Here is a 14774-nt window from a genome sequence, read left to right as displayed (position 1 = left end):
AAAGCGATACCTACTGGGTGACTTTACGTCACCCTTTTACCGTATATTAATGAGAAAGAGGGATAACATGATAGAATTTCATAATGTTTCCAAAGTATATCCAAACGGAACAAGAGGATTAAATAACATTAATGTGAAATTGGAAAAAGGGGAATTCGTTGTCATTGTCGGTTTATCAGGTGCTGGGAAATCTACTTTTTTAAGATGTATAAACCGACTGCATGAAGTGACGGACGGAGAAATTATAGTTAACGGGAAGTCCATTACACAAGCAAAAGGGAAACCACTACTTCATATTCGCAGAGACATTGGCATGATCTTTCAAAACTTTAATCTTGTGAAACGTTCTTCCGTTTTACGTAATGTTTTATCTGGAAGAGTAGGATATCATTCTACCATGAAAACGATATTCGGTTTATTCCCAAAAGAGGATAAAGATTTAGCTTTTCAAGCGCTAGATAGAGTGAATATGTTGGAGAAAGCATATGCGAGGGCGGATGAACTTTCTGGAGGGCAGCAACAGCGGGTGTCTATAGCTAGAGCATTAGCACAAGAAGCGAAAATTATTTTAGCAGACGAACCTGTAGCTTCACTTGATCCATTGACCACAAAGCAAGTGATGGATGACTTGCATCACATAAATAAAGAAATGGGTATTACAATGGTTGTTAATCTACACTCGATTCAATTAGCAAGAGAGTATGCGACACGAATGATTGGAGTGAGGGCAGGGGAGATTGTGTTTGATGGGCCAGTAACAGAGGCAACGGATGAAGTACTTGACTTCATTTATGGCAAAGGCACAACAACAGTGGAGAGCTTCCCAGAAAAGCAACAACCGTTGGAAGAGGTAGTGCAATGAGTCAAACAAAACTAAAAACAGATTTGCAGCATTTGAAAAAGCCATCACGCAGCAAAACGTATTTCACACTTCTTTTATTTGTCGTACTAATGATCGTGAGTGCTATCAGTGTAGATTTTTCATTTCAGAAACTATTTGAAGGTTTTCCTAATATGTTTAATTTGGTTGATAAAATGTCACCTCCTAATTGGTCATATTTTTCATACATAACGGAACCTATGCTAGAAACGATAAGAATGGCTGTAGTTGGCGCTACATTTGGGTCTATTTTATCTATTCCTTTTGCTATATTGTCTGCAAGAAATGTGACTAAATCAAAGTGGGTATTACTTCCAACTCGTTTTTTAATGAACATTAATCGAGCTTTTCCCGATCTTTTAATGGCAGCATTGTTGGTTGCTGTTTTCGGTTTAGGAACTACAGCGGGTATTATTGCTTTAAGCTTATTTTCATTAGGAATTGTTTCCAAACTTACATACGAATCCATTGAAGCGATTGATCCAGGTCCACTTGAAGCGATGACAGCAGTAGGAGCGAATAAATTGGAGATTATTTATTACGGTGTCGTTCCACAAATAATGCCGCAATATTTGTCTTACTGTATTTATGTGTTTGAAATCAATATCAGATTTGCCGCTATTTTAGGGCTTGTTGGTGCTGGAGGTATTGGACAATTTTACGATACAAACTTATCCTTATTTAACTATCCCAACGTTTCAGCGATGATTATTTATACGTTGGCCGTTGTACTCGTCATTGATTTCATTAGCGGACGCTTACGGAGGAGTTTAATATGATGGATAGACAATTAAGAAAAGCAATACCTACACCACCAAAACAAAAAGGACTTAAAAAATATTTGAAGTGGCTGTACATTCTCATTCTTGCTGTCATTTACGTATGGGCTTTTGCTGGAATAGATTACAGCGGAATTAAAGAAACGGCTGGACAAGTCTCTAAATCGATATTAAACGGATTGTTTCAACCGGATTGGGGCTATGTATACTTGCCTGAAGGAGAAGATTTGCTGCGTGGCTTACTAGAAACGATAGCTATTGCTTTTCTCGGCACGATTATCGCTTCGATTGTTGCTTTTCCTTTAGCCTTTATCGCAGCTGCCAACATTAATCGTATTCAATCTGCAACGATGGGTGGCAAATTTTTATTAAGCTTAATTCGCTCTTTTCCGGAAATTATTATGGCATTGTTATTCATCACCGCTGTCGGTCCTGGTTCTTTTGCAGGTGTGCTAGCGTTAGGTATTCACTCTATAGGAATGCTTGGCAAACTGTCATCCGAAGCCATTGAAAGTATGGATTTAAGTGCAATGGAAGCACTGCAAGCAACGGGCGCAGGGCGTTTACAAACGATATGGTTTGCTGTGGTACCTCAAATGCTGCCAGAATATTTATCTTTCGTTTTATACCGATTTGAAATTAACGTTCGTGCAGCAGCCATTTTAGGGGTTATAGGTGCTGGTGGAATCGGTACACCACTTATTTTTGCTTTAGCAGGAAGATCGTGGGATAGAGTAGGCATCATTTTATTAGGTATTATTGTGATGGTTATTGCTATCGATTGGATTTCAGGCATGATTCGTAAAAGACTTGTATAGCAAATGGTTTGAAAATAATTGGAATAAAATGTTGCAACTCATATTTTGAAATGTTAATATACTTAAAATGAAAATGCAAAACGCGATGAAGAGAAGAGTAAGTGAAAGCAAGGCATAACAGAGAGCTCTTACTGGTGAAAAGGGGTATGCTACTTTCATTGAAACAAGACTCAGAGCATAACGTCGGATTTTATTGATGATGATGGCGTGACAGGTGCTCCTGTTATAGAGCTAAAGTACAAGCAATCGTTATGCTGTACTTATAGAGGTTAATATGGTGACATATTAACAAATTGGGATGGTACCGCGATAAAACAATTCAAATCTCGTTCCTAAGGCTAATGTCTTGGGGATGAGATTTTTTTGTTATAGTCATTAAAATGTCGCGTTCATTATTTTAAACATGCCAAAGGAGGCTGAACATGAATGTTAAAAAAATAGTAGAGTATTGGAAGTATCCTTTAATTTTACTGTTTGGCATAGGAATTTCAAGTATAGGAACATGGATTTATTTTATTGCCTTGAATTTAATCGTGTTTCATATGACGGGATCACCGCTTGCTGTCTCCGTGTTATATATCATGAAACCATTAGCTACTTTATTTACAAACTTATGGGGTGGAAGTATTATTGACCGGCAAAATAAAAAGCACTTCATGGTATGGTTGGATATAATGCAAGGGGTTCTCATCACTTGTTTAGTTTTTTCTACTCATACATTATGGATGATTTATATGCTTGTCTTTTTTATCAACATAGCCAGTTCATTATATGAGCCAACATCTGTCAGCTATATAACAAGATTAATTCCATTACAACAAAGACAACGATTCAATTCGTTAAGAAGCTTACTTGATTCTGGTGCATTCTTACTTGGACCTGCAATGGCAGGATTATTGTTTATCATTGGCACACCTACTTTGGCCATTTTTATTAATGGAATGTCCTTTTACGTTTCTGCTTTAGTCACTTTATTGATGCCTAATGTGGAGAAAAACATTGTCAATCAAGTATCTAATCAAAAACTATCTTTACGTATAGTAATAGTGGATTTAAAAATAGTGTTGCAATTTAGTAGACGATTTTTGTATGTGATGACCGTGTGTTTTCTATTTAACATATTTGTTGTGATGCAAAGTGCTGTGGACTCACTAGAAGTCGCATTCGCAACAGAAGTCATTTCTCTTTCGGAAAGCCAATACGGTTTTCTTGTCAGTATAGCAGGAGCAGGTATTATATTAGGTAGCTTTGTTAATGTAATATTTACGAATAAATTATCGCTTTCTTATCTTATTGGTTTAGGTTCAGTGATGGTCTCCGTCGGGTACATGATTTATACATTTTCAAATGATTTTTTGGTTGCATCTATTGGATTTTTTGTTTTAGCATTTTCACTTGCCTTTGCCAATACTGGTTACCATACTTTCTACCAAAATCATATACCTGTAGAAATTATGGGGAGAATAGGAAGTGTTTATGGGTTTATAGAAGCTTTGTTAGTGATCATTTTTACATCTGTATTCGCCCTTGCAGCTCAAATATTATCTATTAAGTTTGTTGTTGTCACAGGTGCTATCTTTATGTTGCTATTAACGAGTCTACTACTATGTATTAATGTACAACCATCAAAAGAAACGTATTACAGGATTGAAAATCAACACAGCAATATGCCATAAAGCCTACATTAATCAATGTGGGATATCAAATATAAATAACAAAATAACGTTTGCAAAGACTAAAAAAGGATGAGATCATAGTCTCATCCTTTTTCTTTAAACATAAACCTTATCATAAAACCAATTTATCGGATTATTGCATATCTTTCATTTTCTCGTTGTAATCACGAACGATGTCGAAGTTACTGTCATCAGACTTGGAATAACCTTCATGACTGTAGATATCTTTGATGATTTTATGTCCTTCTTCATCTTTACCGATATCAATAAACGCTTCTGCTACTTTATCTTTCCACTCTTGATCCATGTCAGGGCGAACCGTGATTGTGTCATTAGGAATCTTTTCAGTGAAGAAAAGTACTTCTGTTTGATCAAATACGTCAGGGAAATCACCCATTACGATGTTACGCGCATCTTGGAAAATAGCCGCTGCATCCACATCACCATTCAATACAGCAAGTACTGCAGTATCATGACCTTTCACCGTTACACCTTCAATATCTTTTTGTGGGTCAATCCCTTTATCATTTAAGTACATTGCAGGCCAAATGTATCCAGCAGGGGATACTGCGTTTTGCCATGCCACTTTCTTTCCTTTTAAATCTTCAATACTTTCAATTCCAGAATCTTTTTTCACGATAACCATAGATTTGTAGAAATCAACAAGTTCATCTGTTGCAGTACCATCTTCGTCGTTAACGCCAAAACGATTTGCTTGTAACAATATGTCAGCTGCACCTTGTTCTTTTGCTAAAATGTATGTAGAAACTGGCAAGAACCCAACATCCACTTGCTTGGAATTCATTGCTTCCACTACTGTGTTGTATTCTGTAGAAACGCTTACTTCTACTGGAATTCCAAGGCGATCTCCTAATAATTTTTCTAATGGTTTTGCTTTTGCTTCTAATGTTTCAGCGGATTGTGAAGGTACGAACTGTACTGTTAATTTCTCTGGAACGTAACTCCCTTCACTGTCATCACCACAACCTGCAAGTAAACCTGCTGTCATCATTAAAGACATTCCTACTACCGCTAATTTCTTCATTTTAAACATGTTACCCCTCCAAAATGATTAATATACTACATGAGATTACAAGTTGATTCAACTTATATATAAGGTGCAGAAAGAGTAGAATAAAAATTCAGGATTCATTTTCTAGTCCTAAACATTAAATTTTAAAAATTCTGCATCTTATGAATAAAGGTGATAAGTTGTCGATCAACTTATGTATAGTGTATCATTTGTTTCTTATTTCTGTAATCCCTTAAACAATATATCACAATTTGTGACGAAATACTTTTAAGTTTATGTAAAATTAAGAAAATAAATGACGTAAGTTAAAAAATTAAAGCTTATACATTAAAATCATCGATTTTGACTTGACAAAATTAAAATATTTTTCTTTTTTCACATTACTATAAGGCTATCATCGCTATCATGATCAACATCCCATCAATACATTATGAATAGGTACATTCATTGTTTTTGTTTTCACAACGTTATTTGTATATCCTACTTTGCGTCTACAAATTTTATCCAGTACTTTGTCTAGGTAAAAACTAGACTTTAGTATAGGTTCAATCCTGTTCATAAGTCTATTTTATCAAATTTTCATTTTATTTATAATACAGTCATATAACATCAAATTATAAGCTTCACAAAAAAGGAGAATGAACCATGAAATGGACGATAAAGACAAAAACAAAAGTTACTATTTTAATCGTATTATGTTTAACACTATTACTAGTATATTTTAAAGTAGGAGGTGCGGCTATAGTATATAAAGACCTTCCTGTTTCGATTTCCATTGAAGAATCAGGGGATTATGAACCGAGCATTTTATGGCCACTGACAGAAGAAGATCAACAAATCGCAGGTCAGGCTGCTGGAGTAGCCGTTAATCAAGACGGGGACATATATTATTTGCATCGCGGAAGCAATGAATACGGGGGAGAAGCATTAATTACACAACCTACTGTTATTGTCTTCGATAGCATAACAAAGCAAGTAAAGGCGGAGTGGGGAGAGAATGTATTTCAATCACCACATGGAATTGAAATAGATGAAGAAAATAATGTTTGGATTACGGATACTGCTCAAAATAAAGTATATACATTTACGGCAGATGGAGAGCTTATTTCATCTTATGGAGAAGATTACCCATTCTATATGGAGACTGCACTTCGTGTTCGTAATGAACTTCCAAACTTCCCTACAGGAATAAAGGAAAATATGTTTGCTAGGCCTACTGATGTTACAGTAAATGAAGATGGATCATTTATTGTTAGTGATGGATACCGAAATAGTAGAATCGTTAAATTTGATGCAGAAGGTAACTTTTTATGGGAAAAAAATGAGTTGGGTGATGAAATAGAGGAATTTCACCTTCCGCATGGAATCAGTCAAGATCAATCCGGAAATATATATGTGGCAGATCGAAATAATGCAAGAATACAAGTTTTAGATGATAGCGGTAATGCCATCGCGAGTTGGGACGAAAATGATCTAGGAAGACCGTTTTCTGTAGAGGTAGCTTCCAATGGTCTCGTCTATGTTGGCGACGGAGGAGATGCGTTGTATCCAAATGAGCAGCAGTCTAGTCAAATTGTTGTACTTGATAGTAATGGCTCTATTATAGAGCGTTTTGGGAAGTGGGGCGAAAATGTCGGAGAATTTAAGATTCCACATGATATAGCCGTTGACGATAGCGGAAACATTTATGTTGCAGATTTAAATAATCATCGCATTCAGATGCTCACATATCAAGCACAATAAACAAGGTCACCATATGGATTAAAGCACATATAAATCGGTTACCACTTCATTAAAAATAAATTATAAAACAGTATAGGGAGGAATAAAGCATGACGTACGATTTTTATGCAGCATACCAAAAGATAGTGAAATTATTAGAACAAAATTACGTCATTCAGTCTAAAAAAGAATCACTACTACATGGGATGAAAGAGGTGGATGAAGCAAGATTTGACGATGTAAAGTCAGAGGGTGAATTTATTCAAATGGTGAACGCATTGCTCATACAACATTCGAACGATAAGCACTTATATGTGGAATCCATTCAACATCATAAGGATAGCCAACAAAAAGAATCAGAAGATAGCATAGCAGAAAGTTGGTTGAAAAAAGAATTGGAACAAGAGCAACGCTATAATTATGGATTCACAGAAGCTAAAATTATGCCTAACAACATAGGATACTTAAAATTAAAATCATTTGCTAATCCAGATCGAGGGATTGATACCGCCATTGCTGCAATGAAAATGATTGAAAATGACACTGCAACTATGATAGATTTACGAGATAATGGCGGGGGGTATGGGGGAATGGCAGAATACATTTTAAGTTACTTTTTTGACGATGAACCTACATTACTTTCCACCACGTATTTTGCAGATGAAGAGATTAAACATTTTCAAACGTTTACGACACCGTTTGTTGTCGGAAAAAGAAAATTAAATCACCCACTTTATATATTGATTAATCCAAAAACAGGGTCGGCTGCTGAGTTTTTTGCTTATGTATTACAAGCTCATCAAAAGGCCACCATTGTTGGTGAAACTTCGAATGGAGCTGCAAATCGAAATACGTACTTTTCTGTTTCAGAACAATTAAGAATTTCAATCTCAACAGGAGAGCCTATCATTGAAGCTACAGGTTCTAATTGGGAAGGAAAGGGCGTAATACCGGACATCCATTGTGAAGAGAACGAAGCATTGCAAGTTGCTATAGACAATATTGAAATGAAGACATAAACTCACTATGTACAATCAATAAATAACCAACATACAAGAGTTCGCTACGTAGAACCTATTTTCACATCTTGTCATTGCAACTATCATCTGAATTTTCTATTCACAACTACAGGATCATCAATGAATTACACGGGCATTAGAAAAGGAGGAATATCATTGATTATTAGAAAAGCACATACTAATGACTGCAACACACTCAGCAACATAGCTTACAAGTCAAAAGGTTACTGGGGCTATTCGGAAGAATTTTTACAATCGTGTAAAAATGAACTAACTATTACTAAAAGTTATATGGATAGAAATCATGTCTGGGTGATAGAAGAAAACAATGAAATGATAGGTTTCTATAGTTTTTCACTAGAAACAGAAAAATTAGACGCATTGTTTATAGATCCAGAATATATAGGAAATGGAATAGGGAAATTTGTTTGGAAACATTTATTACATCATGCAAAACAACTACAAATGGAAAAATTCACAATAGATAGCGATCCTAATGCAGAAGGATTTTATTTGAAGATGGGTGCAAAAAGAATAGGTGATATTGCATCCACCGTATTCCCTAAACGAAAATTACCTTTATTGATCGTAAACGTAAAGTAAATGGTTATAAAAAAGAGTGCAATTTATTTGATGCCTAATTGCACTTTTTTCTTCAAACAAACAACTTGCTCATCATATATTCATCTTCATATTGCTTATGAATAAAGAGGGACTTCTTTTTTGTTCCTTCTATTTCAAATCCTACTTTCTTATACAATGCAACCGCCGTTTCATTTCTAGTTTGTACCGTCAACTCCCATCTCGCAACTCCCTGTTGTTTACTCCAAGCTTCTAGTTGTCTAAATAATGCTGTCCCTATTCCTTTTCCACCATAAGCCTGCAAAATACCAATAACAATATACACAGCATGTTTACTGCGTTGTGAAGCGCCTCCACGAGCAAGTAAAAATCCTAGTATTCGATTATTTTCTTCTGCGACCAACAAGGTGGAGTGACTAGAAGCAATGAAAGATGAAATAAATTTCTCTCCTTTTTGTTTGCTCATATGTCTTTCATTTGCTCCGAACAGCATGTAATCTGTTTCACCTTCAATGCTAGCTTGGACTTGTATAAAAGAATCCACATCGTCTATCGTAATCTCTCTTATCTTCATGAGCCGTCTCCTTTATGCTGCTTCCATTCATAAGTTGGTCTAAAATAGTACATACATTTTATCATAAACCACAAATATAATGATACATTCATTTTATATTGCTTAATCAATGAAAAATATTGATCTGTCTTTGTTAGTTGAATTTTCACGATGAAAAATGGCGGTAGTATACAAAACAACTTATTGCAATCACTTGCGTAAGTACAATATACATCTTGCCAATTCATCATCGTTATATTCTATAGTGAGGTGAAATAATGTTACACGATAAACTTGCTACTCCTTTTGACTTTTCTTCTAGCTTTGTTCATCTTCAGACTGCAACGATACAAGAGAAATGCGAATACCTATTACAATGCAAAATCCTATCCGTTCAAGACTTAGAAAGGTGGTTACAAGAGGAAAGAGAGTTAAGCAACCTGGTTCACGAATATATGGTTCGTCAAAAAGTTACCTACTATCAAGATACAGCCAATCAGGTAAAAAAAGAGAGGTATACTACAGATCAAAAAACAATTCATGCGCTATGGCTGAAATACCAAGCACAATTAGATAAAAAGTTTTGTCAACATGCAGGGAGTCATCAATTAGATGATGAAAAGTATGGTGTCATCAAGCGTAAGCGTTTCACGAGAGTGGAACAACATCGGGATGACAACATCCCTCTCTTCGTTAGAGAAAAAGAGCTGGGTGCAGCATATAGTGAAATAATGGCTAATCTCACAGTGGAATGGGACGGAAATAATATATCTTATAACTTAGCGAAAACGTACTTAAATCATCCTAATGGAGACATTCGCAAACAAGCATGGTTAGCACTAGCGAAAGCTCGCCAACGTATCAAGCCACAAATAGATAGTATCATGGATGAACTTATATCTCTGCGTCACCAGATTGCAATTCAAGCTGGGTTTCAAAACTATGTTGATTATATGTTTGAATCCATGGGACGTGAATACAGTATGGAAGACTGTCATCAATTTTATTCATCTGCTGAAAAACATATCGTACCGATTTGGAACCAAGTATCGAAATTAGCACAGTCCAATAAACAGTGTGATGTGATTCATCCTTGGGATCAAACTCAAAAATTGATCGGAGAAATTCCTTCTTTACATGAAAGCCAATTACTTGATGGCGTTCAGTCTATGTTACATAGAACAGATGATTATATTGCAGGAAAGTTTAAAAGAATGAGAGAACATGGATTAATCGATGTAACACCTCGGGAAGGGAAACATCATGGCGCGTTTATGGATCCACTATTGACATCAAAAGAAGCTCTCATTTCAAGTCATTTTCATACTTCGTTTGAAGCCCACACCGCACTTATTCATGAGATGGGGCACGCAATCCATATGTACATGCAATTTGATCATCACCAAGATGTTGAAGAACAATACATGCGTGAAGAAATAGCAGAGTTATTTTCACATGGGCTGGAAATGTTATGTCTAGATAAGATAGATGTCTTCTATACAGATCAGCAATCCTGTACCAATGCACAAATTGAACTATTACGTAGAGCGGTTAACTTAATGATAGGTCCTTTATCTGACGACCTGTTTCAACATTGGCTTTATACTCATCCACATCATACGGCCAAAGAGCGTAATCATAAGTACTTTGAAATAAGTAAACGGTTTAGGTTGAATCCTGTACACACTGAAGGGCTACAATCAGAAATAGGAAACAGTTGGATGGAAAAATCACATTTTTTCTTACATCCTTTTTACTCGATTGAATACTCTATTTCTATTCTCGGTGCACTACAGCTACTAGCGCTTTATCATGAAGACCCCAATCACGCTATCCATTTATACAAAAAAGGAGCTAGCACTTCCATTCAACAATCGATCCACCAAATATATAACAACACTGGTGTAGCCTTTGATTTTTCTGAAAAAGCTTTACAACGTGTCGGCCAAATGATAGAAAAGATGCTGTATGATCTCCTGCATAAATCGGTTTAATACCATAGCATTGAGAAGAAACAATGCTGTGTTGTCGTGAAATATCTACAAGATAAAAACACAGATAACAAGATAAGACACAAATACATGTGAAACATGCTCAGGAAAAAGAATTCCTGGGCATGTTATTTTATCATACAGTAATCCATACTCTCTTAATACAATATTCCTTGTTGTAAAGCAGTAACGACTGCCTGAACCCTCGTTTTGGAGTTCATTTTGGACAGAATAGAGCTAATGTGATGTTCAATGGTTCGTTTGCTTACAAAAAACTCATTGCTAATCTCTTTATTTGTCTTTCCTTCAGCAATCTGTAATAAAATTTCTTTTTCTTTAGGAGTTAAAACAGGCGTATGGGCTTGATTCATCAAAGAGGAGGGGTAAATCATCTTGCCTTTCATAACTTGTATTAACGTTTCAAGTAATTCACGTGGCGTGGACTCGTAGGTGATGAAAGCATCGATGCCGTGTGAATGGGCAACATGAATAGAAGATACATTCATGCTAGAGTTGATAACAGCTATTTTCGCAGGATTTTCTTGATTCTTTTTCAGTATAGAAACAACATTAAGTTCACACCATGTACCTTCAAACTCCGTCATGACTAGCAAACTTATTTGCTTACAATTGATCGCCTCATACATGGCTTCCAAGTTAGCAACTGTTTCTGTAACCAGAACACTACTTTCATTCTGTAAATAGTTTATGATTAATTGATTAAATAACGCTCTCTTCCCAAACACCACTGTATTATACAAGAATCTACCTCCTTGTCTATATGATGTTATGTAAGATATGAATAGTTATAAATATATTATATCGTATTTCATTACCAATTTTCTTTAAATAAATTATTTTTAACAAATTTTTTTATACTTACCATCTTTTCGACATCCCGCAATACTAAATACGAAACATACTGATATACAAATATTATGTATATTTATAGAATTAAGATAATATTTAATTCGACCATACAAAGCATATTCAACAAAGATAGAAAGCAAATTACAAAATACTGATCATTTCATTGGAGGTGTAGCCCATTGCCAGAAGATCATAAAGAGACAGACGAGGTAAAAGAAGAATTACCTGAATTACAAGTAGAGAATATTGAGGAATCCGTTGATTCCGTGTTAGATAATGCAGATGGAGATCATGCAAAAGAATTAAATGTCGTTGCTTGTTGATTATCCAGATTCAATCATTGCAATCATAGATGGATGAAATAGAAAAATAGATTAAGACAAAAGGAGCATAAAAAATACACATCATCTCTTTACCATAATGGATATTAATTAAAGGAGGTGTATAGCATGGAGGAGAACAAAAAGAAAGTTTCTGAATTATCCAACGAGAAGATCTCGGATTTAACTATCGAACAAGTAAGTGAGGCAGTAGAATCAGTATTAGAAAATCAGGATGGAGATAACTTAGCAAAAGACATTAACATTATTGCTTGCTAATAACAATTCCACTGGAGAGAGTTACTATATCGTAGTAACTCTCTCTTACATATACAATATCAACAATATAAAAATCACACTACAAAAAAGGAGGAAACAGCATGAAACGTTCCAGATACGTTGTCAAAGTTAAAAGTGAAGAGAATCATATCCTGTACAATATAAGAACAGGGAGAGGGCTAAAATACAGCAAAAGTATAAAAGTGTGGGATCACCCTTCTCTCCAGTCGTATTTAGTAAAAAACAAATTTTTGATTCAAGATAATGAAAGAGAAGACGAGGAAGTGTTAGAGAACTATAAAATGAAGCGCATGCAAAATCGAACATTACATCTTATCATTCTTCCTCACGAAAATTGTAACTTTAGGTGTGTATATTGCTATGAAAAGTTTGAAAGAAATAAAATGCTTCCAGAAGTGGAGCAAGGGTTAAAAAAATACATTGCACAAGAATTAGCCTCTGGTCGATATAAACATTTTACCGTGAGTTGGTTTGGTGGAGAACCATTGTTAGGAATCGATGTAATGGAAAGGTTGAGTGCATTTATTATACAACAATGTGAAAAGTACGATGTACATTATAGTGCAGGTATTACGACAAATGGGTATCTTATTACCAAAAAGAATCTAGAAAAGCTAGATAAAATGAAAGTGTATAACTATCAAGTGACCATCGACGGAGTAAAAGAAGTACATGATCAACAAAGAATACAAAAAGACGGCAGCGGCACATACGACACCATTTTAAAAAACTTAATTACAATGAAAAACAGCAACAAAAAATTCCGCGTTTTATTACGAATGAACGTATCTCCGGATAACTATCAGGAAGTAGAAGCACATATTAAGAAAATGGAGGATACATTTGAAAAAGATAGCCGATTTGAATTATATTTTCATAATATTGGACATTGGGGAGGAGAAAACGATGATCATGTGGAAATATGTAAAGAGAACATGATGGTCAAATTATTACAACAATCTTCGCAAAAGAAAATCCCAACGATGTCAGCCAAAGCATTAATTAAACCAGACAATGTTTGTTACGCAGCAGATCCAAAATCGTTCGTTATTGGAACCGATGGTACTGTCTATAAATGTACTGTCGCTTTATATGACGAAAGAAACCAAGTGGGTCAATTGACAGAAGCGGGCAACATAAACTTAGATCAAAGTAAGTTTGCATTATGGGTCGATCAAGGTATAGCTGATAAACGATGTGGTTCATGTTACTTAGCACCAAGTTGCCACGGGGACTCCTGTCCATTAATCCGTATGCAAACAGGGAGTCAACCTTGCCCAGACTTTAAAAATGATATGTCTAAACTGGTTGAAATCTTAGACATACAAGGGCATCGCTTTGATGAAGTGAAATTAAAGCAAGAGGTGACTTCCGATGCGTGACGATAGATTACGACTGCATCTCTACGAAAAAGTTTTACATGGGGATATTGCTTTCTCCAAAATAGTAGGAGCTATGCTACCTGATCTTTACATTTCAACCGCGCATCAAAATGAATTAAGAGCTAACTTCGATCACTTTCTCCTGAACGAAGGAGACCAATGGACACAACAATATACCTCACTGAAACAACAACTACAAGACGACCACATTATACTTCCAAGTTCATCATTTCTAGAAAGCGAACCAATGATACAATGGGACAAGCTACAGCACAAACCAAGCATTCGATTCTTTCTACTACTACACGCTTATTACCACTACCATCATCATCAATTTTGGAGACATTACGACTTCTTCGAACAACATCAATGTTTTGATCAATTAAATCCAAAACAAGTGTCCGAACTAAGCTCCACAGCCTTACTTATGTGCTTTTACAGTCAAAAAACATTTCACCACATGCATGATATGTATCATCAATTTCTCCATAGTTATCAATACACCCCAGATGAAGAGACAATACAATACCACCTTCAATACCTTGTGTTATGTGTACATTATGAAGCGTATGAGGAAGCAAAACAAAAAATGATACAGTTAGAGCAAAATGACTTACCACGAATGACAGTAAAAACAGAAGTAGATTTTTGGAATATTTGCGCCCTTTACTATTATAAAAGAAAAGATTATGCACATGCTCATAAACTGCTTCATAAAGCAATACAGTTGCTTCAAACATCACATGATGAAAAAAACAACGAACAAATATCGCAATATTTAAAAAATAATAAAGAAAAATTGGAAAGGTTATTAGTAAAATAAAGCTTAAAAAATGCAAAGGGGAGGGA

Annotated in this window: 15 protein-coding genes and 1 other annotated feature; of the genes, 12 read left to right on the top strand and 3 right to left on the bottom strand. The window is 35.4% G+C overall.

Going from position 1 to position 14774, the window contains the following annotated elements; all coding sequences use genetic code 11:
* The first annotated feature begins 67 nt into the window (after positions 1-67).
* The 4 genes from phnC (at position 68) to D1Z92_RS09720 (ending at position 4153) form a co-directional block, all read left to right on the top strand.
* Positions 68-862, top strand: coding sequence for a phosphonate ABC transporter ATP-binding protein (gene phnC / locus D1Z92_RS09735; RefSeq protein ID WP_128895478.1), 795 nt, complete (start codon positions 68-70; stop codon positions 860-862).
* On the top strand, positions 859-1659 hold the full coding sequence (gene phnE / locus D1Z92_RS09730; protein ID WP_128895477.1) for a phosphonate ABC transporter, permease protein PhnE: 801 nt from the start codon (positions 859-861) through the stop codon (positions 1657-1659). The genes phnC and phnE (D1Z92_RS09730) overlap by 4 nt, the downstream gene beginning before the upstream one ends.
* Positions 1659-2477: a phosphonate ABC transporter, permease protein PhnE gene (gene phnE, locus D1Z92_RS09725; RefSeq protein WP_240666649.1), complete on the top strand. Its 819-nt coding sequence runs from the start codon at positions 1659-1661 to the stop codon at positions 2475-2477. Before phnE (D1Z92_RS09730) ends, phnE (D1Z92_RS09725) begins: the two co-directional genes overlap by 1 nt.
* A 76-nt stretch (positions 2478-2553) precedes the next feature.
* Positions 2554-2814 (top strand) — a binding site (T-box leader).
* A gap of 85 nt (positions 2815-2899) precedes the next feature.
* Positions 2900-4153, top strand: coding sequence for an MFS transporter (locus D1Z92_RS09720; RefSeq protein WP_128895475.1), 1254 nt, complete (start codon positions 2900-2902; stop codon positions 4151-4153).
* 133 nt (positions 4154-4286) lie between these two features.
* Here D1Z92_RS09720 and D1Z92_RS09715 read toward each other — a convergent pair whose 3' ends face one another.
* Positions 4287-5198, bottom strand: coding sequence for a phosphate/phosphite/phosphonate ABC transporter substrate-binding protein (locus D1Z92_RS09715; protein ID WP_128895506.1), 912 nt, complete (start codon positions 5196-5198; stop codon positions 4287-4289).
* A 633-nt stretch (positions 5199-5831) separates the two neighbouring features.
* Here D1Z92_RS09715 and D1Z92_RS09710 point away from each other — a divergent pair.
* The 3 genes from D1Z92_RS09710 (at position 5832) to D1Z92_RS09700 (ending at position 8530) form a co-directional block, all read left to right on the top strand.
* Entirely contained in the window at positions 5832-6929 is a 1098-nt protein-coding gene (locus tag D1Z92_RS09710) for a peptidyl-alpha-hydroxyglycine alpha-amidating lyase family protein (RefSeq protein WP_128895474.1), read from the top strand.
* Positions 6930-7018: 89 nt separating this feature from the next.
* On the top strand, positions 7019-7927 hold the full coding sequence (locus tag D1Z92_RS09705) for a S41 family peptidase (RefSeq protein WP_128895473.1): 909 nt from the start codon (positions 7019-7021) through the stop codon (positions 7925-7927).
* A gap of 156 nt (positions 7928-8083) precedes the next feature.
* Positions 8084-8530, top strand: coding sequence for a GNAT family N-acetyltransferase (locus tag D1Z92_RS09700; RefSeq protein ID WP_128895472.1), 447 nt, complete (start codon positions 8084-8086; stop codon positions 8528-8530).
* 52 nt (positions 8531-8582) lie between these two features.
* Here D1Z92_RS09700 and D1Z92_RS09695 read toward each other — a convergent pair whose 3' ends face one another.
* On the bottom strand, positions 8583-9083 hold the full coding sequence (locus D1Z92_RS09695) for a GNAT family N-acetyltransferase (RefSeq protein ID WP_128895471.1): 501 nt from the start codon (positions 9081-9083) through the stop codon (positions 8583-8585).
* Between the two features lie 257 nt (positions 9084-9340).
* Between D1Z92_RS09695 and D1Z92_RS09690 the strand changes: the two genes are divergently transcribed.
* Positions 9341-11056 carry a M3 family oligoendopeptidase gene (locus tag D1Z92_RS09690; RefSeq protein WP_128895470.1) on the top strand — a complete coding sequence of 572 codons (1716 nt, stop codon included), beginning with the start codon at positions 9341-9343 and terminating at the stop codon, positions 11054-11056.
* A 155-nt stretch (positions 11057-11211) separates the two neighbouring features.
* On the opposite strand, the gene D1Z92_RS09685 is transcribed toward D1Z92_RS09690, so the two are convergent.
* The gene (locus tag D1Z92_RS09685; RefSeq protein ID WP_128895469.1) at positions 11212-11814 is read right to left on the bottom strand and encodes a response regulator transcription factor; all 603 of its coding nucleotides are present in this window, start codon (positions 11812-11814) and stop codon (positions 11212-11214) included.
* 288 nt (positions 11815-12102) lie between these two features.
* Between D1Z92_RS09685 and D1Z92_RS17305 the strand changes: the two genes are divergently transcribed.
* The 4 genes from D1Z92_RS17305 to D1Z92_RS09675 all read left to right on the top strand — a co-directional run bounded on the left by D1Z92_RS17305 (position 12103) and on the right by D1Z92_RS09675 (position 14748).
* Positions 12103-12246 carry a hypothetical protein gene (locus D1Z92_RS17305; protein ID WP_164931549.1) on the top strand — a complete coding sequence of 48 codons (144 nt, stop codon included), beginning with the start codon at positions 12103-12105 and terminating at the stop codon, positions 12244-12246.
* Between the two features lie 126 nt (positions 12247-12372).
* Positions 12373-12522 carry a hypothetical protein gene (locus D1Z92_RS17300; RefSeq protein ID WP_164931548.1) on the top strand — a complete coding sequence of 50 codons (150 nt, stop codon included), beginning with the start codon at positions 12373-12375 and terminating at the stop codon, positions 12520-12522.
* A 101-nt stretch (positions 12523-12623) separates the two neighbouring features.
* A complete protein-coding gene (locus D1Z92_RS09680; protein ID WP_128895468.1) occupies positions 12624-13925 on the top strand; it encodes a radical SAM/SPASM domain-containing protein in 1302 nt (433 codons plus the stop codon).
* Positions 13918-14748, top strand: coding sequence for a hypothetical protein (locus D1Z92_RS09675; RefSeq protein ID WP_128895467.1), 831 nt, complete (start codon positions 13918-13920; stop codon positions 14746-14748). Before D1Z92_RS09680 ends, D1Z92_RS09675 begins: the two co-directional genes overlap by 8 nt.
* The last annotated feature ends 26 nt before the right edge of the window (positions 14749-14774 follow it).

It is taken from the genome of Longirhabdus pacifica (genome assembly GCF_004115085.1).
Lineage (GTDB): Bacteria > Bacillota > Bacilli > Paenibacillales > DSM-105158 > Longirhabdus > Longirhabdus pacifica.
This window is presented reverse-complemented; position numbering and strand designations above follow the sequence as displayed.

Excerpts from the sequence above, each read along its gene's own strand:
- phnC (WP_128895478.1), top strand. The coding sequence starts at position 68 with ATGATAGAATTTCATAATGTTTCCAAAGTATATCCAAACGGAACAAGA.
- phnE (WP_128895477.1), top strand. The coding sequence starts at position 859 with ATGAGTCAAACAAAACTAAAAACAGATTTGCAGCATTTGAAAAAGCCA.
- phnE (WP_240666649.1), top strand. The coding sequence starts at position 1,659 with ATGGATAGACAATTAAGAAAAGCAATACCTACACCACCAAAACAAAAA.
- D1Z92_RS09720 (WP_128895475.1), top strand. The coding sequence starts at position 2,900 with ATGAATGTTAAAAAAATAGTAGAGTATTGGAAGTATCCTTTAATTTTA.
- D1Z92_RS09715 (WP_128895506.1), bottom strand. The coding sequence starts at position 5,198 with ATGAAGAAATTAGCGGTAGTAGGAATGTCTTTAATGATGACAGCAGGT.
- D1Z92_RS09710 (WP_128895474.1), top strand. The coding sequence starts at position 5,832 with ATGAAATGGACGATAAAGACAAAAACAAAAGTTACTATTTTAATCGTA.
- D1Z92_RS09705 (WP_128895473.1), top strand. The coding sequence starts at position 7,019 with ATGACGTACGATTTTTATGCAGCATACCAAAAGATAGTGAAATTATTA.
- D1Z92_RS09695 (WP_128895471.1), bottom strand. The coding sequence starts at position 9,083 with ATGAAGATAAGAGAGATTACGATAGACGATGTGGATTCTTTTATACAA.
- D1Z92_RS09690 (WP_128895470.1), top strand. The coding sequence starts at position 9,341 with ATGTTACACGATAAACTTGCTACTCCTTTTGACTTTTCTTCTAGCTTT.
- D1Z92_RS17300 (WP_164931548.1), top strand. The coding sequence starts at position 12,373 with ATGGAGGAGAACAAAAAGAAAGTTTCTGAATTATCCAACGAGAAGATC.
- D1Z92_RS09680 (WP_128895468.1), top strand. The coding sequence starts at position 12,624 with ATGAAACGTTCCAGATACGTTGTCAAAGTTAAAAGTGAAGAGAATCAT.
- D1Z92_RS09675 (WP_128895467.1), top strand. The coding sequence starts at position 13,918 with ATGCGTGACGATAGATTACGACTGCATCTCTACGAAAAAGTTTTACAT.